The organism is Martinezella sp. CNPSo 3890 (assembly GCF_057784455.1).
This window is the reverse complement of record NZ_JBXSOR010000017.1, coordinates 74,515-93,283: the sequence shown is the minus strand read 5'-3', so window position 1 is coordinate 93,283 and position 18,769 is coordinate 74,515. Positions and strand designations below refer to the sequence as shown.

At 59.4% G+C, this 18,769-nt stretch carries 20 protein-coding genes and 2 tRNA genes; 15 read left to right on the top strand and 7 right to left on the bottom strand.

Annotation, left to right across the window (positions count from 1 at the left end; translation table 11 throughout):
- Nucleotides 1–32: 32 nt before the first annotated feature.
- Nucleotides 33–1,559: an MFS transporter gene (locus AC13RC_RS28005; RefSeq protein ID WP_488559186.1), complete on the top strand. Its 1,527-nt coding sequence runs from the start codon at nt 33–35 to the stop codon at nt 1,557–1,559.
- Between the two features lie 78 nt (nt 1,560–1,637).
- Here the strand turns inward: AC13RC_RS28005 and pdxA are convergent, their stop codons facing one another.
- The 3 genes from pdxA to AC13RC_RS27990 all read right to left on the bottom strand — a co-directional run bounded on the left by pdxA (nt 1,638) and on the right by AC13RC_RS27990 (nt 4,895).
- The gene (gene pdxA / locus AC13RC_RS28000) at nt 1,638–2,663 is read right to left on the bottom strand and encodes a 4-hydroxythreonine-4-phosphate dehydrogenase PdxA (RefSeq protein WP_488559185.1); all 1,026 of its coding nucleotides are present in this window, start codon (nt 2,661–2,663) and stop codon (nt 1,638–1,640) included.
- Nucleotides 2,660–3,844, bottom strand: a complete 1,185-nt coding sequence (locus tag AC13RC_RS27995) for a four-carbon acid sugar kinase family protein (protein ID WP_488559184.1) — start codon at nt 3,842–3,844, stop codon at nt 2,660–2,662. Before AC13RC_RS27995 ends, pdxA begins: the two co-directional genes overlap by 4 nt.
- A 199-nt stretch (nt 3,845–4,043) precedes the next feature.
- Nucleotides 4,044–4,895: an oxidoreductase gene (locus AC13RC_RS27990; protein WP_488559183.1), complete on the bottom strand. Its 852-nt coding sequence runs from the start codon at nt 4,893–4,895 to the stop codon at nt 4,044–4,046.
- 182 nt (nt 4,896–5,077) lie between these two features.
- On the opposite strand from AC13RC_RS27990, the gene AC13RC_RS27985 reads away from it, so the two are divergent.
- Nucleotides 5,078–5,956, top strand: a complete 879-nt coding sequence (locus tag AC13RC_RS27985) for an AraC family transcriptional regulator (protein ID WP_488559182.1) — start codon at nt 5,078–5,080, stop codon at nt 5,954–5,956.
- Nucleotides 5,957–6,075: 119 nt separating this feature from the next.
- Entirely contained in the window at nt 6,076–6,423 is a 348-nt protein-coding gene (locus AC13RC_RS27980) for a CAP-Gly domain-containing protein (RefSeq protein ID WP_112722542.1), read from the top strand.
- Nucleotides 6,424–6,459: 36 nt separating this feature from the next.
- On the opposite strand, the gene AC13RC_RS27975 is transcribed toward AC13RC_RS27980, so the two are convergent.
- The 3 genes from AC13RC_RS27975 to AC13RC_RS27965 all read right to left on the bottom strand — a co-directional run bounded on the left by AC13RC_RS27975 (nt 6,460) and on the right by AC13RC_RS27965 (nt 8,797).
- Nucleotides 6,460–7,524, bottom strand: coding sequence for a D-alanine--D-alanine ligase family protein (locus AC13RC_RS27975; protein ID WP_488559181.1), 1,065 nt, complete (start codon nt 7,522–7,524; stop codon nt 6,460–6,462).
- A 126-nt stretch (nt 7,525–7,650) separates the two neighbouring features.
- Nucleotides 7,651–8,481 (bottom strand): hypothetical protein, encoded by an 831-nt coding sequence (locus tag AC13RC_RS27970; RefSeq protein ID WP_488559180.1) that lies wholly within the window; start codon nt 8,479–8,481, stop codon nt 7,651–7,653.
- Between the two features lie 91 nt (nt 8,482–8,572).
- On the bottom strand, nt 8,573–8,797 hold the full coding sequence (locus AC13RC_RS27965; RefSeq protein ID WP_488559212.1) for a hypothetical protein: 225 nt from the start codon (nt 8,795–8,797) through the stop codon (nt 8,573–8,575).
- 503 nt (nt 8,798–9,300) lie between these two features.
- On the opposite strand from AC13RC_RS27965, the gene AC13RC_RS27960 reads away from it, so the two are divergent.
- Complete coding sequence (locus AC13RC_RS27960) at nt 9,301–9,708, top strand: hypothetical protein (protein ID WP_488559179.1); 408 nt, start codon at nt 9,301–9,303, stop codon at nt 9,706–9,708.
- Between the two features lie 161 nt (nt 9,709–9,869).
- Here AC13RC_RS27960 and AC13RC_RS27955 read toward each other — a convergent pair.
- Nucleotides 9,870–9,944: transfer RNA gene (locus AC13RC_RS27955), tRNA-Thr, on the bottom strand.
- A gap of 155 nt (nt 9,945–10,099) precedes the next feature.
- On the opposite strand from AC13RC_RS27955, the gene AC13RC_RS27950 reads away from it, so the two are divergent.
- The 11 genes from AC13RC_RS27950 to AC13RC_RS27900 all read left to right on the top strand — a co-directional run bounded on the left by AC13RC_RS27950 (nt 10,100) and on the right by AC13RC_RS27900 (nt 18,759).
- Nucleotides 10,100–10,384 carry a hypothetical protein gene (locus AC13RC_RS27950; protein ID WP_488559178.1) on the top strand — a complete coding sequence of 95 codons (285 nt, stop codon included), beginning with the start codon at nt 10,100–10,102 and terminating at the stop codon, nt 10,382–10,384.
- 141 nt (nt 10,385–10,525) lie between these two features.
- Complete coding sequence (gene murA, locus AC13RC_RS27945; RefSeq protein WP_488559177.1) at nt 10,526–11,818, top strand: UDP-N-acetylglucosamine 1-carboxyvinyltransferase; 1,293 nt, start codon at nt 10,526–10,528, stop codon at nt 11,816–11,818.
- Nucleotides 11,819–12,147: 329 nt separating this feature from the next.
- Nucleotides 12,148–12,591, top strand: coding sequence for a DUF2948 family protein (locus AC13RC_RS27940; protein ID WP_145315916.1), 444 nt, complete (start codon nt 12,148–12,150; stop codon nt 12,589–12,591).
- Between the two features lie 58 nt (nt 12,592–12,649).
- Nucleotides 12,650–13,948: a histidinol dehydrogenase gene (hisD, locus tag AC13RC_RS27935; protein WP_488559176.1), complete on the top strand. Its 1,299-nt coding sequence runs from the start codon at nt 12,650–12,652 to the stop codon at nt 13,946–13,948.
- A 3-nt stretch (nt 13,949–13,951) separates the two neighbouring features.
- Nucleotides 13,952–14,425, top strand: coding sequence for a UPF0262 family protein (locus AC13RC_RS27930; RefSeq protein ID WP_069615945.1), 474 nt, complete (start codon nt 13,952–13,954; stop codon nt 14,423–14,425).
- 5 nt (nt 14,426–14,430) lie between these two features.
- Nucleotides 14,431–14,913, top strand: coding sequence for an arsenate-mycothiol transferase ArsC (locus AC13RC_RS27925; RefSeq protein WP_113354485.1), 483 nt, complete (start codon nt 14,431–14,433; stop codon nt 14,911–14,913).
- Between the two features lie 142 nt (nt 14,914–15,055).
- Nucleotides 15,056–15,274 (top strand): translation initiation factor IF-1, encoded by a 219-nt coding sequence (gene infA, locus AC13RC_RS27920; protein WP_004117876.1) that lies wholly within the window; start codon nt 15,056–15,058, stop codon nt 15,272–15,274.
- Between the two features lie 91 nt (nt 15,275–15,365).
- Nucleotides 15,366–15,986, top strand: a complete 621-nt coding sequence (locus AC13RC_RS27915; protein ID WP_095435914.1) for a Maf-like protein — start codon at nt 15,366–15,368, stop codon at nt 15,984–15,986.
- Between the two features lie 5 nt (nt 15,987–15,991).
- Nucleotides 15,992–16,207, top strand: a complete 216-nt coding sequence (gene yacG, locus AC13RC_RS27910) for a DNA gyrase inhibitor YacG (RefSeq protein WP_075851761.1) — start codon at nt 15,992–15,994, stop codon at nt 16,205–16,207.
- A gap of 195 nt (nt 16,208–16,402) precedes the next feature.
- Nucleotides 16,403–16,478: transfer RNA gene (locus AC13RC_RS27905), tRNA-Phe, on the top strand.
- Nucleotides 16,479–16,812: 334 nt separating this feature from the next.
- Nucleotides 16,813–18,759, top strand: coding sequence for a PrkA family serine protein kinase (locus AC13RC_RS27900; RefSeq protein WP_069615949.1), 1,947 nt, complete (start codon nt 16,813–16,815; stop codon nt 18,757–18,759).
- The last annotated feature ends 10 nt before the right edge of the window (nt 18,760–18,769 follow it).

The window sequence follows — 18,769 nt, the reverse complement described above, 5'->3', positions numbered from 1 at the left end:
TCGACGACAATTTCATGTCGAAAGGCGAAATTATGAGCAATATCCAACGCCAAAACACAAGGCTCGCTCTGGCCGCTGTCTGTCTTTCATCGATGATGTTCGGTCTTGAAATCTCCAGCGTCCCGGCAATACTGCCGACGCTGGAGCGGGTGTTGCATGCCGACTTCCAGCAGCTTCAATGGACCATGAATGCCTATACGCTAGCAGTTGCGACCGTGCTGATGGCGGCCGGAACGCTCGCCGACCGCTATGGCCGTAAACGGCTTTTCGTCGCGAGCATGATTGCCTTCGGCATCAGCTCGCTCGTCTGTGGTATCGCGCCGAACATCACAATCCTCATCGCCGGCCGCGCTCTACAAGGTGCGACCGGTGGCGCAATGCTGATTTCCCAGATCGCCGTATTATCTCAGCAATATGGCGATGCCGGCGAGCGCGCCAAAGCTTTTGGCTGGTGGGGGATAGTCTTCGGCTTTGGTCTCGGCTTCGGACCGGCCATCGGAAATGGCATCTCAGCGCTCATGGGCTGGGAATGGGTGTTTCTCGTACACGTCCTGATCACGATCCTGACGATCTTGCTGGCATTTGCTGGCGTGCGGGAAACACGAGATCCCAACGCCCAGCATCTCGACATTCCCGGCATCGTTTCGCTATCGGCCGCGGTCTTCTGCCTGGTCTTTTACATCACGCGAGGTTCGCAGTTCGGTTTTATCAATCCTGTTTCGCTCACCGTCGCTGCTATTGCTGTCATCAGCTTCACAGTCTTCATCGTTATTGAGCTATCCAAAAGCCACTCCATGTTCGATTTTACGGTCTTCAGGATCAGGCGCTTCTCGGGCGCAATCTTCGGGTCGATGGGGATGAATTTCAGTTTCTGGCCGTTCATGATCTACATTCCCATCTGGTTTGAAGCAGGCCTTGGCCTAGACGGAGTGGCAGCCGGTATTGCGTTGCTTGCCTATACGTTGCCGACATTGATCGTGCCGCCGTTTGCCGAACGACTTCTGCTTCGCCGCGGCCCCGGTCTTGTCATTCCTGCCGGCCTGTTCACGATCGGGCTCGGCTTTCTGGTTATGAAGCTCGGTGCGGCTGCAGGTGAGGAGAGCCTGCCGGTAACATTGCTCGGAGCACTCGTCGCCGGCGTCGGCCTCGGAGTGACGAACACAACCGTCACGAACACGACGACGGGCTCTGTTTCGAGCGACCGAGCCGGCATGGCTTCGGGTATCGACATGAGCGCGCGAATGATCTCGCTTGCCATCAACATTGCCGTGATGGGATTCGTTCTCGTGCGCGGCGTTCTCGCAAACCTGCAGACCGTGCTTCCAGCTTTGCCCGACGCGACTTCGTTACCTCGGCTGGCAGAGCGCATCGCAGCGGGCAGCACCGGCGTGGTGGACGAGCCTATGACGAAATTTTCGCGCGAGATCGTGCACGCAGCGCTTGCCCAAGGTTTTGATTGGGTGATGCTCTACGGCGCCCTGAGCGTTTGGGTACTCGCTTTCTTGAGCTTGCTCGCCTTCAGGACGAGAGCGCATACCAATGCGGCTGCATCGAAATAATGTCATGCGCAATTCGCATTGGATATCGATCGTGAAATTCGTGGAGAGGTATCAGAGGTGCGGCATGCTGGGCGACCTTTATCCAGCTCGATCGCCCATCGCCAGCCTCTCCGCGAATTCGATCGCCTCTATCAGGCTGCGCTCATTGGCAATGCCCTTGCCGGCAATGTCGAAGGCTGTGCCGTGGTCGACGGAGGTGCGCACGATCGGCAGGCCGAGGGTGATGTTGACGCCGGAAAGATCCATCCATTTGCCTGTCGCCGGATCGATCTCGAAACCGAGCAGCTTGACCGGAATATGCCCCTGATCGTGATACATGGCGATGACCGCGTCATACTGGCCGGCGCGCAGCTTGACGAAAACCGTATCGCCGGGAACCGGGCCGACGATATCGAGCCCGTCGGATACCGCCTTGGCAATGGTGGGCGCGGAGATATCAATATCCTGCCGGCCAAAGAGGCCGCCTTCGCCGGCATGCGGATTGAGCGCCGCCACCGCGATCTTCGGGTTGGCGATGCCGAGGTTTTTGAGAGCCTTGTGCGTGAGGTCGATGACGAGCCGCAGCCGCTCGGGCGTTAGCCGCTTCGGCACATCCTCCAGCGCGACATGGGTAGTGACGTGGCTGACACGCATATTGCCGTGGGCGAGCATCATCACGGAGCCGCGCGCGCCGGTGAGCTCGGCCAAAAGCTCGGTATGGCCGGCATAATGGAAGCCGGCTTTGTTCAGTGCTTCCTTGTTCAGTGGTGCGGTGACGATGCCGGCGACCTTGCCTGATAGGGCGAGTTGAACGCCCTTTTCGATCGCCTTGAAGGCCATACGGCCGCCATCGGCGGAAAGCCGGCCCGGCAGGATCGGTTCTCCCTCGGCATCGGCCTGAATGAAGCAGAGGTTCGGCCAGTCGCCTTCCATCTCAGCTTCGGGGATTTCGATATCGAGGCCGAGCTGTTTTTCGGCGAGCCGCAGGGCGGGGCCACTGCCGATTATTGTAAGTTTAAGCTTACATTCGTCGAGCCTGCCCTTCAAGCGGGCGACAGCCTTGGCGATGATTTCCGGGCCGATGCCGGCGGGGTCGCCCATGGTGATTGCAAGATGCCGCGTCATGGTTCTTCTCCTCCGGCAATCAGCCCGTTTTCACTTAAGAGATCTCGCCATAGGGTGGGGCCGCCAAATGCGCCTGATTTCGAGATGACCGTCGTGCCTTCCCAGGAACCGCCGACGATCGTCGAGCGCGGCAGGCCGGGTGCTGCCTGGCCGGTGATGCTGAGGGCTGACACATCGAGCGCCGAACAGAGATTGCGCAGGGTCTCGCCGCCCGCGACGATCAATGTCCCTGGGGCGGGCAGTGCCTTGACCATGCCGCCGAAGCTCGCCGCTATCCGCCTGGCAGCATCATCGCGTTCAAGCCCCGTCGGCAGGTCGAGGCTGACCATGGCGACGCCGCTTTGCCGGATTTGATGATCGATGGCATCGGCATCAGCACCCTCGCCAAGCTTCAGCCAATTGGGGCCACAGGCCTGGAGCTGCGCCAGCGTGATTGGCTGGTCGGAGCCGAACAGACCGAGCACCGGCCTCCGCAGCTTGCGCGAGATAGGGACCGATGGCGCTGAGTGGCGTTCGCCTTTGTCCTTGTTTGCGCGAGGCAGGTGATGAGTCGCCAGCTCGATATTACGCGCTAGAGCCCGGGCAAGGCCGCCTGTGCCGCTCCAGAGGACCGGCCCCTTCAGCTCAGATGAGACCCATGCGATGATGGCATCGAGATCATCATCCGTGTGCGCATCGAAAACATGGATGCCATCCGGGATGGACTGGCCTTCGAGCCTATCGAGTGGTGTGTTAAAAGCTGGCAAACCCTCGGCGCGCAAATGCGCTGTTATATCGCCGCTAATGTCGCGCCAGGCGTCCTTACCGGCATAAAGCACCTGTCGTCCGCCCCGCGTGTGCCGCCCGTGATGCGGGAATGCCGGCGCGAGGATGCAGTGCCGCCAATGGCCGAGCCGAAAACAGGCCGCAAGCTCCACCGCCCAAGGCCCCCGAAACAGGCTGTCCACCTTCTTGAAGGCGAGATCGGCGCCCTGGAGCAGTGGCGCTATGCTGGCGACGGTCACTTCTGCTTCGGCGGCCGTCTTCTCGCGGGTACCGCTGTCGATCGCGAGACAATCCGGCAGGTTCTCGGAAAGCGCATCGCCGCGCTCCACGTCAATTGGCCCGTAGACGCCGACGAATTCGACGGCGGTATCGAGTGCGCCGGTCAGGTCGTCGGCAATGAGGCGGAGGGTGGGCATGAACTCAACGAGCCTTGCGGGTATCGGATATGGAAGCAAGGCCGTACGGCTGCTTGAACGAAGCGCAATCTTCAGCCTTCCATGGGCCTTGTCAACGCTTGCTTTGTCATCGTTTCATTGATCGGAACCGTGACATTCGTTGTGTTCTCGCAGGCGCCTAACGGAGTGTCGCTAACGACGGCTCGCGCCTGCGAGAAAATCAGCTTTTCCGAGAATCCGGAAAGTCGGTACTCAGCGTAACATCCTTCCAGGCATCGAAGTTCGCTTTCAGCGCTTCGAGGCGCTTGTAGGCGATATCGAGCGCCGGAGCGCCCAGCAGCAATCGAAGCGGCGGCGCCTCGGCTTTGACCGCCTTTATGATGGCGGCCGCGGCACGCGAGGGATCGCCGGGTTGATTGCCGGAAGATGCCTTCGTGGACTGGCGGCGCTTTCCGGCGGTGTCGTCATAATCCTCGATCCGGATCGGCGACTCAACCATCGAGCTTCCGGCCCAATTGGTGCGAAACGCGCCCGGCTCGACAATCGTCACCTTCAAGCCAAGTGGCGCAACCTCATAGGACAGGGATTCCGAGATCGCTTCCACGGCAAACTTCGTCGCGTGATAATAGCCTGTGGCCGCGAATGCGACCAGGCCACCCAACGACGAGATGTTGACGATATGGCCCCTTCTGCGGGCGCGCATCCCGGGCAATACTTCCTTGGTGACATTGATGAGACCGAACAGATTGGTTTCGAACTGTTTTCGCACGCCCTCATCGTCGCCTTCCTCGATGGCGGCGAGATAGCCATAGCCTGCATTGTTGACGAGCACATCGATCCTGCCAAAAGCGTCGATGGAAGCGGCCACCGCCGTGCGGATCGTGGAAATGTCGGTGACGTCGAGGCGCAGCGCCAAAGCGCGTCCTTCGTGTTCCGCTACAAGGGTTTCCAGTTTTTCAGGCTGCCTTGCCGTTACGACGGCCCGCCAGCCCCGCTCGAGTACGGATTTTGCAAGTTCATATCCAAGGCCGGCCGAGGATCCGGTGATAAACCATACGGGTGTGTCGCTCATGGTTTGCTCCTTTGTTTGCATGTTTTGGCAGCCTTCCGTCGAAGGATCGCCTTGAGCAAATCTAGGGGCGACTGATGCCCAGGCGTTAGGGCAGAAGGACCAGAGTTTCATACGATCCTTCCAATTTTGCCTGTTGGCGATATCATGTGTAGGAAATGCCGCCATCATCGAAAGCCGGATTTATGGACCCGTCGACACAGCTGCGAGAGCTGATCAGCCGCCACGCCGCCGTTCCGAAGCAGGCGACCGAAGTACAGGGGCTGACGCTTTATAGAGTTGAGCAGCCGACGCTGCCGACGGATACCGTCTACAGTCCAAGAATCTGCATGGTATTGCAGGGGACGAAGACGATCCGGCTCGGAGAGCGGGTTTTCAGCGTCGATTCCTCGCAATATTTCATCGCGACGGTCAATCTGCCGGTGTCTGCGCGGATCGAGCAGGCCGATCCTGCCAGCCCGCACCTGGCGCTTTCCTTCGAACTGGAGAGAGAGGAGATCGCAAAGCTCCTTGCGGAGGCTCCGGTGTTCCATGCGGCGGAGCCTCGCGATCACGCCGGAATTGCGGTGTCGCAGCAGACGCCGGAGATCGTGAGTGCTGCATTGCGCCTTGTCTCCTGTCTCGACGCGCCTGACGATATCGAGATGATGGCAAAGCTTGCCAAGCTTGAGCTCTATTACCGGCTGCTGCGGGGCGAGCTCGGACCTATGCTGCGGCAGCTTGCCACGCATGGCACAAATCTGGCGCAGATCGGCCGCGTCACCGACTGGATCAAGGGCCATTTCGCCGAGGCCATGAGTATCGGCAAACTAGCCGACATGGCGGGAATGAGCCCGACATCGCTGCATCGGCATTTCAAGGCCGTGACATTGATGACGCCGTTGCAATATCGGGCGCTCATCCGGCTGCAGGAGGCGCGTCGCCGGTTGCTTCTTCGCGAGGGCAATGCACGGGAGATCGGATTTGAGGTCGGCTATGACAGCCAGACGCAGTTCACGCGTGAATACCGCAAATTGTTCGGTCGGCCGCCGGCGACGGACGCGGCCTTTCTCAGCGGCAGATGAACTTGACTCGCCGGACGATTTGTTCTGGAGAGTGAAGCGCACCGGGTTTGCCGATATCTGGCCATGTTCCTGCCCTAGCGGCAGAAGCCATAATGTTTCGTCGCCTCAAGGAGGGCAGGGTGAGCTACGATTTCCATGTGGGCCAGAAGGTCGTCTGCATCGACGATACGTTCAAGCATGTCAGCATCGATCAGCTGATCCGCAAGGGAACGATCTACACCATCCGCTGGGTTGGCGAATACACGCATTATGTCGACGGCACCTTCATCGGCGTGAAGCTGGAGGAAATCCATCGTGGCAATGACGACGGGCCGGAAGGCTATGGCGCCGCCGACATGCCCTATCGCGCCAGCCGCTTCCGCCCGCTGGTGAAGGATAAGATCGCCTCGCTCAGAAAGCTGCTCGCGCCGACGCCGGATGCGCCTGTCGAGCCTAAGGTGAAGACCAAGAAGACGGAAAAGGTCTGACGGCAGGCGGCATCGAAACCTGCCGCTTCCTATCGATTACCCCTGCCGCGCCCGCGCAAGCCCGTGCTCGATCAGGCGGGTGATAAGCTCCGGATAGGAAATGCCCGAGGCGCCCATGGCCTTGGGATACATGCTGATATTGGTGAAGCCGGGCATGGTGTTGATCTCGTTGATGACGACGCTGCCATCCGGCCGCAGAAAGAAATCGACGCGCGCCAGCCCTTCGCATCCAAGCGCGCGAAAGCCATCCGCCGCCATGCGCTTCAACCCCTCTGCCGTCTCAGCCGGAATATCCGCCGGCACGGTGACGACGGCGCCATTCTGATCGAGGTATTTCGCCTCATAGGAGTACAGCTCATACGTTGCAGATGTCGCGATCTCGCCCGGCACGGAGACGAAGAGCGAGCCGTCAGACTCTTCCAGCACGGCGCATTCGATCTCGCGGGCACGCACGAATTCTTCCACCAGCACCTTGCGGTCATGCCGGAAGGCCTCGGCCAGCGCGCTCTCGAAGGATGCAGCTTCCTGCACCTTGCTGACGCCGACCGACGAACCCTGGCGCGTGGGTTTGACGAAGACGGGCGAGCCGAGCGTGGCGACGATCTCATTAAAATCTGGCTTGTCGCCACGCGTCAGCGTAACCGAGCGGGCCACCGGCAGGCTGGCCTCGCGCAGCAGGCGCTTTGCCATATCCTTGTCGATCGCATTGGCCGAGCCCAGAATGCCGCAGCCGACGAGGGGCAGGCCAACGATCTGGGCAAGGCCCTGAATGGAGCCATCCTCGCCGTTCAGCCCATGCAGCACCGGAAACAGCACATCGACCGCCGGCAGCTCGCGCCCACCAGCACCTTCCAGCGCCAGCAGCCGCCCCTTGCCGCCCGGAACCAGGCAGACTTCGGTGCCCTCATAGGCAACCGGCTCCGGCAGCGCGCCGCCCTTTTCCTCCACCAGCAGCCAGCGCCCGGCGCTATCGATCAGGATCGGCACGATCTCATATCTTGCGCCATCGATCGCCTTGACGACATTGCGGGCCGACATGACGGACACCTCATGCTCGGTGGACTGACCGCCAAACAGAACGGCGACGCGTAGTTTCGACATTGAGGCTTTTCTCCCGGGCCAAGAAGGATGTGATGGGAGAAGGGTTTAAACGGGGGATTGCAGCGGAATTGGGGAGGGATGAGGTGTGCTGTCACAAGAACAGATTTGTACGTGCCGGAGTTCGTATCATGCCAGGGCGCGCAGCTCCCCATCTGCATTGTCCAATTTGGGGAAAGACAGAGCCTGATCGAAGACCGGCCACAATTCGTTGAGGAGGATTTTCGTTGCGCCATCGAAGTGGTTTAGACCAAGCGGCACGGGGAAGTGCAGAATGAAATCAATATCTGCGAGGTCGCCACAGAAGGTGGTCTCGATCGGATTAAGATTATCGTACATCAGGACGATGCCGACGTTTCGCGGTTGGTAGTTCCGCGCGAGCTCGACGAGATCGATCTGCATGGGTGCGTAGGCGTCAATATAGTCCTTTGCGAGCACGATGGGATCCTGTCCAAGCCGCGCACCCTGCCAGCGGCTTTCCAGTGTCGTCCTTTCGATGCGGGCGAACAAGTCCGGCCGAAAGCCGGTTTGGGGATTGATCGCGAAAGAGAGAATCGTGGCGTCGCTGCCGCTGTGCTTAAGCCGTTGATCCAGCAGCAACCCCATTCTGATCGCTGCGTATCCGCCGGCGCTGGAGCCAATCATTTTGATCGCCGCAATGTCATGTTCGACGATGTAACGCATCAGGATGTCGAGAATGCGGTCCTGATGCTCAAGATACCAGGAACCCTTCTCTTCCACGAACCAGATGGCATGCGCATCGTAGCGGATGACTTTTCGATAATTCTGGAATTTTGTTCCGAAGGGCCTGCCGGGCTGTTTGCCGGGGCGATTCTCTACGCCGTAGGAATTGAAATAGACGATCAGGTTATTGGAGCCATTTTGCCGGACAACCGAGAGCAATTCTCCCTTTTGCGGAGCCGTCGTCTCAAAAGCTGTTCGAAGTCCTCCGCCAATCATGATCGAATTTCACCCTCGGCCCCAACGAATCTGATTGGTGTATTATGGCGCAAACGCCAAGTTCAGGTAACGAGCAATCTTACGCTGCAGCTCAAAGGATTAAGAGGTTTCCGGAGGAAAACTGCTGCTGCTGGAGATTTGAACTCTCGGCTTCTCCCTTGCCAAGGCATTGCTGCCCTTCCAGCGCCGTCAGCCGGTGCCCGGTGCGGTCGATCAGGATCGGCACGGTCTCATATCTGCCGCCATCGATCGCCTTGACGACATTGCGGGCCGACATGACGGAAACCTCATACTCGGTGAACTGACCGGCAAACAGAACGGCGACGCGTAGTTTCGATATTGAGGCTTTTCTCCCGGGCCAAGAAGGATGTGATGGGAGGAGGGGTTATACGGGGGATTGCAGCGGAATTGGGGAGGGCTGCGTGATGACGCAGGAAATAGCGGGAGAGCACCTCTAATCTCCTCTCCCTAAGGCACTGGATACTTCCCATGCGAGTCGGTGGGGCTTTTTGTAGGGCTTATCGAGATCATCCGTATGATCGGACCCGCAACGTCGCGGTTGCTGGGTAGAATTAATAGCTTGCTGAAAAATAGTGCGGCCAATCCTGTGAGGGGCGTTAAAATGGGTTGGAAATGAACTCCATAAAACCTTCGCAGGTATGACAGCAGATGGCTGAGGATGTGTCTTTCATGTCAATGCGTCAGAAAGATATGTTTTCCACTCTGAGCGATGGAAAAGTGCGTTGACCGTCTGCGCGATTGGCGGAATAGTGGATCGCGCTATGCGTGTGGACGCATGCGGTTGGCGTCGGAGGTAAAATGCGGAAATTACTTATCGTATGTAGTGTACTTATATGGGGGGCTTACCCGACATTTGCCGATGAACTCTCCCCAGAGATGAAGCAATATGTGGCGGCAATTTTTACCGACCATGATCGTTTGATGCAGGAATTTTCTATCTACAGCACCAAGTTTCCGATCCAGTCTGCTTATATTGTTGGTTTGTTTGCAGCCAATTCTTGCAATAACCCACCGCCATCCAAAAAGCTCGCGACCGTTGTAGCGCCCGATACTTTTTTAAAGACTGATGATGGACAGAAGGCATTCATCGTTATGGGCGCAGTTTCAACGATGACATATCCGACCCAGGACCAAAAAGACGCATTTTGCCAATCCGCAAAACACTTGCTTGATGTCGGTGAGAAGTATGTGGCTGGCAAGTCATAGAGCCTTGGACCATCTCTGACTATAGAATTGCAGCAAACTGCCCAATCATCTCCATACGATGCCGCGGTCAATATACGTTGTGGAGACTGCTTAGCCTCACAGCTTCAATCAGGACAAACGAATACCTGTGTCGGAAACCACAAAGATATCGGCTGTGTGGCTGGTGCTGCTAGAGAGATTTGAACTCTCGGCCTCTCCCTTACCAAGGGAGTGCTCTACCCCTGAGCTATAGCAGCATTCCGTGGCGCTGATAGGTGCGCCGTATTGGGCGAGGCGGCTATTGCCATAGGTCGGGGCGGAGTGCAAGCCGCAAATTGCAAGTTCTGTGAAAGTTCGTTGGAAAAAATGTGTCGGTCTTTTGAAGGCCAGGGTTTTCGGCTATGGGAAAACCATGGCTGCGGACAAGACGAAAATCGATGAAGGGCAGGCTTTGCAGGGCGGTTCGGCCCCCAGCGGGGTCGGCGGCGAGGCGGGCGCGCGGGCGGATGCCAGGCAGGTCACGGAAGCGGATCGGCGGCGTGAGCGTGCGGCGCAGAAGCTGCGCGAGAATCTGGCGCGGCGCAAGCAGCAGGTCAGGGCGCGGCGCGCCGGGCAGGCCGACGAGACGGATGGGCTGCCGGGCGCAAAGCCTGGGGATAGTGCCGATTCCGCCGCAAAAAGGGACGAATCGCAATGATTGATGTCGCCCATCATCAATCGAATTGATGCGTTAATCTATTTCGTCTAAAGAGTGCCTTTTACCAGGTGCACGAAACCTGGCGCCTGACATTGGCGCCCGGAACTATCAGGAAAGGCGGGCCTCGCCCGTATTGCTTATATGGATCGTATCAGGATTGTCGGCGGCAATGAGCTCAACGGTATCATTCCGATCTCCGGCGCCAAGAATGCCGCCCTGCCGCTGATGATCGCCTCGCTGCTGACAAGCGATACCCTGACCCTCGAAAACGTGCCGCATCTCGCCGATGTCGAGCTTTTGATGCGCATCCTCGGCAATCACGGCGTCGATGTCGCCGTCAACGGCCGGCGCGAGCGCCAGGAAGACGGCTATTCCCGCACCATCCATTTCACCTGCCGCACCATCGTCGATACGACCGCGCCTTATGAGCTCGTCGCCAAGATGCGCGCGAGCTTCTGGGTCATCGGGCCGCTGCTCGCCCGCGAGGGACAGGCGCGCGTGTCGCTGCCCGGCGGCTGCGCCATCGGCACGCGCCCGGTCGATCTCTTCATTGAGGGCTTACAGGCGCTCGGCGCCACCATGGAAATCGACGGCGGCTATATCAACGCCACGGCGCCGAAGGGCGGCCTCATCGGCGCCCGTTATGATTTCCCGAAGGTTTCTGTCGGTGCCACGCATGTGATGATGATGGCGGCCACGCTTGCCCGCGGCACCACCGTCATCGGCAATGCGGCCCGCGAGCCCGAGATCGTCGATCTCGCCAATTGCCTGATCGCCATGGGCGCCAAGATCTCCGGCGCCGGCACCGGCACGATCACCATCGAGGGCGTCACCTCGCTCTCCGGCGCCCGCCACCGCGTGCTGCCCGACCGTATCGAGACCGGCACCTATGCCATGGCCGTTGCCATGGCCGGCGGCGACGTCACGCTTGAAAACACCGATGTCGCGCTGCTTGATACCGCGCTCGAAAGCCTGCGCCGGGCCGGCGCCACGGTTTCGCCGACCAATAACGGCATCCGCGTCATGCGCAATGGCGGCGGCATCCAGCCGGTCGACGTCGTCACCGATCCGTTCCCCGGCTTCCCGACCGACCTGCAGGCGCAGTTCATGGCGCTGATGACCCGCTCCTCGGGCGTCTCCAACATCACCGAGACCATCTTTGAAAACCGCTTCATGCATGTGCAGGAGCTCGCCCGCCTCGGCGCCAAGATCTCGCTTTCCGGTCAGACCGCCCGCGTCGAAGGCGTTCAGAAGCTGAAGGGCGCGCCCGTGATGGCGACCGATCTTCGCGCTTCCGTCTCGCTCGTCATTGCCGGTCTTGCCGCCGAGGGCGAGACGGTGGTGTCGCGCATCTATCACCTCGATCGCGGCTTCGAGCGGCTGGAAGACAAGCTGACGCGCTGCGGCGCCGTGGTCGAGCGCATCAGCGAATAAGCGCGCCGCTCCCCCGGCAATCGCATATGCTGGGATCATCCCCGGAAACCTCTTCTCCCCGAGGGGAGAAGGGGAGGCGGCAACGATTTCAGCTCATATGCGATTGTCCTGCCCCCGGGCAGCCCTCCGGTTTTTGCATTCCGCTGTCGCAAAAGCGCGACAGCATTTTGCATGATCAGGCTTATTTCCATCCGTCGGCGCGAAGAGAGCGGGCAAGCCTGCTTTCTTCGGTTGCGTCTTTTGCGCTCCCATCCTATGTCCAGAATGAAGGAACGCCGGCAACAATGCTTGCCGGGGGTTCCAATGGCGCGATCAGGGATAAAGGACGAATGAGCGATCTCAAGCTAATGGCACTCGACACCGAGGACCTGGATGTCATCTCTGCCTATATGCAGGATAGCGTCTTCAAGGTCGGCGACATGTCCTATGCGCCGAAGCAAGAGCAGTTTTCGCTCGCGGCCAATCGTTTCGTCTGGGAACAATCGGACCAGCGCAGCAAGCCTTACGAACGCCATCGTTCCGCGCTGGTGTTCAAGCGCGTGCAAGCCGTGCGCTCCAGTGGCTTCGACCGGCGCAATCGCGACGAGGTGCTGTCGCTGCTTGCGATCCGTTTCGAGCAGAAGGGCGAGGGGCCTGAGGGGACGATCGAGCTTGCCCTTGCCGCCAACGCGACGATTGCGCTCGATGTCGAATGCATCGAAGCCCAGCTTGCGGATATCGGCGGGGCATGGGAGACGGCCCATAAGCCCCGACATCCCGACGCGGGCGAATAGGCAGCGACCGTTGGATTTTTGCCGCCGCGGGCGGCCGCAGTGAAAGAGGAATATCAGTTTGGCTATCTGGCTGGATCAGGCGTCGGAAGGGTTCGAGCAGCAGTTCGCCGCGTTCCTGACGACCAAGCGGGAAGTGTCCGAGGATGTGAATGCCGTCGTGCGCGGCATCATCGACGATGTGCGGGCGCGCGGCGATGCCGCCCTTGCAGACTATTCTAAGAAGTTCGACGGCGTCGATTTCGCCGTAACGCCGATGCGCGTCAGCGAAGCGGAAATCGATGCGGCCGTCGCCGCCGTTCCGGCCGAGGTCCTCGGCGCTTTGAAGGTTGCAGCCACCCGCATCGAATCGCATCATCGCCGGCAGCTGCCGAAGGACGATATCTATGAAGACGATCTCGGCGTTGGCCTCGGATCGCGCTGGACGGCGATCGAAGCGGTCGGTCTGTATGTGCCCGGCGGTACGGCGAGCTATCCCAGCTCGGTGCTGATGAATGCCGTGCCGGCCAAAGTCGCCGGTGTCGATCGCGTCGTCATCGCCGTGCCGGCCACAGGCGGCGCCGTCAATCCAGCCGTGCTCGCGGCCGCGCGCATGGCCGGCGTCGAGGAGATCTACCGCATCGGCGGCGCGCAGGCGATTGCAGCCCTTGCCTACGGCACAGAGACGATCAAGCCGGTCTATAAGATCACCGGCCCCGGCAATGCCTATGTGGCGGCAGCCAAGCGCCAGGTGTTCGGCACTGTTGGTATCGACATGATTGCCGGCCCGTCGGAAGTGCTCGTCATCGCCGACAAGAATAACGATCCGGACTGGATCGCCGCCGATCTGCTGGCGCAGGCTGAGCATGACGAAAGCGCCCAATCGATCCTGATCACCGACGATGCCGAATTCGGCAGAGCCGTGGAAGCGGCGGTCGAGCGGCAGCTGAAGCAGCTCAGCCGCTCGCAGACGGCAGCGACGAGCTGGCGGGATTTCGGCGCGGTTATCCTAGTCGCCGAAGTGAAGCAGGCCATTCCGCTTGCCAACCGCATTGCGGCCGAGCATCTGGAGCTGGCGGTCGATGATCCCGAGCCGCTTTTGGCCGGTGTTCGCAATGCCGGCGCGATTTTTCTCGGCCGTCATACGCCCGAAGTGATCGGCGATTATGTCGGCGGCTCGAACCATGTGCTGCCGACTGCCCGCTCTGCACGCTTCTCCTCCGGGTTGTCGGTGCTCGATTTCGTCAAGCGCACCTCTATTCTCCGGCTGGGGTCGGAGCAGCTCCGCGCGCTCGGGCCAGCGGCGATCGCGCTTGCCAATTCCGAGGGGCTGGATGCGCATGCGCGGTCGGTTGCGATCCGCCTCAATCTCGAGGGGTAAGGCATGGCGAAGGGCGTCTTCCGGCTGAGCGATGTGGTCCTGGACGACACGATCGGCCGCTCGACGCCCGATGTCGAGCACGAACGCGCCGTCGCCATCTTCGACCTGATTGAGGAAAACAGCTTCGAGCCTGTGGGACATCAGGGCGGCCCCTATCTCCTGAACTTGTCGCTGGTCGACCAGAAGCTGGTCTTCGACATCCGCATGGAAGATGGTGGCGTTGTCGCCACCCATATTCTGTCGCTCACCCCGTTTCGCCGGATCGTGAAGGATTATTTCATGATCTGCGAGAGCTATTACGAGGCGATCCGCTCGGCCACGCCAAGCCGCATCGAGGCGATCGACATGGGCCGGCGCGGCATTCACAACGAAGGCTCGCAGACGCTGATGGACCGGTTGAACGGCAAGATCAGCGTGGATTTCGACACGGCGCGGCGGCTTTTCACGCTCGTTTGCGTGCTCTATTGGCGCGGGTGACTGCCATGGATGAGCCGCAGGCGATCGAGCAGAATGGCAGGTCGCCCGGGGGCAAATCCCCCGGCGCCATCCTCTTCATGTGCGGCCTCAATGCCATCCGTTCGCCCATGGCCGAGGCGATGGCGCGCAGCATGCTGCCTCAGGGCACGTATATCGCCTCGGCCGGGGTACGCGCCGGCGAGCGCAATCCCTTCGTCGATGTGGTGCTTGCCGAGATCGGGCTTTCGCTTGGCCGCCGTCAGCCGCAGACCATGGAAGAGCTGGAGGATGATTTCTTCGATGTCATCATCACGCTGTCTCCCGAGGCGCATCATGCCGCGCTGGAACTGACGCGGGCGAACGCTGTCGACGTCATCTATTGGCCGACGATGGACCCTTCCGCGACGGATGGAACGCGTGAGCAGGTTCTGGATGCCTATCGCGCGGTGAGGGACTATCTTCTCGGCCTCATAGAGAGCAGGCTTGTGGAACATCGCGGCTCGCTTTAGAGCCGCAAATGAAACAAATGCAGAAACCCTTATCAACGTGGTTCACAAAACCGCGGCGATTGTGTAGTTTCCGCGCAAATTTCCGGCGACCCAGCCTTTTTAACAGGAGCGCCGGCCTCAACCGACAGGAAAAGAAGCTTTAATGCCGAAAGAAGAAGTCCTCGAATTTCCCGGTGTCGTCACCGAACTCCTGCCGAACGCGACCTTTCGCGTGAAGCTGGAAAACGAGCACGAGATCATCGCCCATACCGCGGGCCGCATGCGCAAGAACCGCATTCGCGTTCTGGCCGGCGACAAGGTGCTGGTGGAAATGACCCCTTACGACCTGACCAAGGGCCGCATCACCTACCGTTTCAAGTAATCCGTCGTTCGCTGGAGCCGGGTGCCGCCGACATTTTCGGCATCATGCTCCGGGACCCGGCTCTCATTCCCGCATGACAGGTCGAGATCTGATGGCGTTGAAACACAAGCTGATACTGGCCTCCGGATCGCCGCGTCGCGTCGAGCTCCTGCATCAGTCAGGCATCGAGCCCGCGCGTCTCATGCCCATGGATATCGATGAGACGCCGAAGAAATCGGAGCATCCGCGCTCGCTGGCGCGGCGGCTTTCGGCTGAGAAGGGTGATGCCGCCTTTGCGGCAATCAAGAGCGACGCCGCCTGGCAGGGAAGCTATATCCTTTCGGCCGACACGGTCGTCGCCGTCGGGCGGCGCATCCTGCCGAAGGCGGAATTCGTCGATGAGGCGGCTGCGGCGCTGCATCTGCTCTCCGGGCGCGGCCATGTCGTCTATACCGGCATCTGCCTGATCACTCCGGACCGCAAGGCCCGCCAGAAGGTGGTGGAAACCAAGGTGCGTTTCAAGCGGCTTTCCAGCCGGGATATCGACATGTATCTCGCCTCCGGCCAGTGGCGGGGCAAGGCGGGAGCCTATGGCATTCAGGGGCTTGCCGGCTCCTTCGTGCAAAAGCTTGTCGGTTCCTACACCAATGTCGTCGGATTGCCGCTTTATGAAACCATGCTGCTGCTGGCAGGCGAGGGCTTCGATGTCCATGCCGGATGGCAGGAAGGATAGTCGTCATGACGAAGGCTGAAGAGATCAAGGTCGGTTCGAAAGTCGAGCCGCTGCGAAAGACGCGTCCCTGTCCGGAATGCGGCCGTCCTTCGCTGCGTGAACATTATCCCTTCTGCTCGGATCGCTGCCGCTCCGTCGATCTCTCGCGGTGGCTCAACGGCTCCTATGCCATCCCCGTCACCGAGGACGAGACGAAGGCCGACGGCTCCGACCAGGACTGAATGCGTTTTCCAAAGGTGCAGGATCTCACGAACCCTTTCATTTTGTTCGCGAATTGGCAAAATTCGATTTCCTGTCAAAAAAGAGTCATTTGCTGCTGGACATGGCCGAACAAGATGCTATAACCCCGCTCGCTTCCGGGGCGAACCAACCGCCCAGCGCCTGCCAAGGCTCTTCCCTCGACGCGAAGCTAGGATGCCCAGATAGCTCAGTTGGTAGAGCAGCGGATTGAAAATCCGCGTGTCGCTGGTTCGATTCCGGCTCTGGGCACCATCTTTTCTCCCCAATCATGCGGACAATGAAGCTTGACGCTGGCTTCGATCAATTCTTCGCCGAGATCGTGTATTTGCAAAAATATGCGGCAATAGGCCGGTTGAGGTTGCATAACCACTGAGTGCGTTGTATTGCCACAACAATCTTCTGGTTGTGTTTCATTAATTCGGTGCATGACCCCATCAAGATATTGATGACATTTGGAATCAAGCGTACGAATTATTGACAGATCACCTATTGATTCGTAGCGAGTCATACCGCACTTTAGATACAGCGGGATAAAGTGATCTCGTAAAAGCCGGCGTTAATTGCAATAGCAAGCTACCGAGGCGCCATGTTAAACAATGATGTTCTGTTCAACACGTTCGCCCGTACTTTTGAAGCACGGCGCGAAGTCGAGATGTCATTCTCAGAATACCTGGAAGCGTGCCGGGATGATCCGCTCATGTACGCAAATGCGGCTGAGCGGCTACTGGCAGCCATGGGCGAACCACTGCTGATCGATACGGCCAAGGATACAAGGCTTGGGCGTATTTTCATGAACCGGACCATCCGGACTTATCCGGCTTTTTCGGGCTTTTTCGGCATGGAAGAGACGATCGAACGCATCGTCGCCTTCTTCCGCCATGCGGCCCAGGGGTTGGAGGAGCGCAAGCAGATCCTCTATCTACTCGGGCCTGTCGGCGGCGGCAAGTCATCCCTCGCCGAGCGGCTGAAATCATTGATGGAAGTTCATCCCATCTATGTGCTCAAGGCCGGAAACGAGCTTAGCCCGGTCTTCGAAAGCCCGCTCAGCCTGTTCGATCCCGTCACCATGGGGCCGATGATCGAGGAGCGCTATGGCATTCCGCGCCGGCGCCTGACCGGGCTCATGAGTCCCTGGTGCCTCAAGCGGCTGGAAGAGTTCGAAGGCGATATTTCCCGCTTCCGTGTCGTCAGGATGCAGCCCTCAAGGCTGCGGCAAATTGCCGTCGCCAAGACGGAACCGGGCGACGAGAACAACCAGGACATTTCCTCGCTGGTCGGCAAGGTGGATATCCGCAAGCTCGAAAGCCTCGCGCAGAACGATCCGGATGCCTACAGCTACTCCGGTGCATTGAACCGTGCCAACCAGGGCATTCTCGAATTCGTCGAAATGTTCAAGGCACCGATCAAGATGCTGCATCCGCTGCTGACGGCGACGCAGGAAGGCAATTACATCGGTACGGAAAATATCGGTGCGATACCCTTCTCCGGCATCATCCTGGCGCACTCAAACGAGTCGGAATGGCAGACATTCAAGGCCAACAAGAACAATGAGGCATTCATCGACCGCATCTGCGTGGTGAAAGTGCCTTATTGCCTGCGGGTCACCGAAGAGCAGAAGATCTATGAGAAGCTGATCGAGGAATCCGAGCTCAGCGACGCGCCCTGCGCGCCGTCGACATTGGAGACGCTCGCCCGCTTCACGGTTCTGACGCGGCTTTCTAAGCACGAGAATTCGACCGCCTTCTCCAAGCTTCGGGTCTATGACGGCGAGAGCCTGAAGGAGACTGATCCGAGAGCGCGCAGCGTGCAGGAATATCGTGACTCGGCCGGTGTCGACGAAGGCATGGATGGAGCCTCCACCCGTTTTGCCTTCAAAGTGCTGGCGGCGACCTTCAACTACGATACGACAGAAGTCGGTGCCGATCCGGTGCATCTGATGTACATGCTGGAGCAGGCAATCCGCCGCGAGCAGCTGCCGCTTGAAACCGAAAAGCTGTATATCGAGTTTATCAAGAGCGAACTGGCGCCGCGCTATGCGGAGTTCATCGGCAACGAGATCCAGAAGGCCTATCTGGAATCCTATGCGGATTACGGACAGAATCTCTTCGATCGCTATGTCGACTATGCCGACGCCTGGATCGAGGATGTCGATTTCAAGGATCCGGATACCGGCCAGCTTCTCGACCGCGAGCTTTTGAACCAGGAGCTCACCAAGATCGAAAAGCCGGCAGGTATCGCCAATCCGAAGGACTTCCGCAACGAGGTGGTCAAGTTCTGCCTGCGGGCACGGGCGAGCCACGGCGGCAAGAACCCGTCCTGGACCAGCTATGAGAAGATCCGTGAAGTCATCGAAAAGCGGATGTTCTCTCAAGTCGAGGACCTTCTGCCCGTCATCTCGTTCGGCTCCAAGAAGGATGGCGAGACGGAGAAGAAACATGGCGAATTCGTCGAGCGGATGGTCGCGCGGGGTTACACCGAACGGCAGGTCCGGCGGCTTGTGGAATGGTACATGCGTGTGAAACAGGCGGGATGAGCCACCAAGG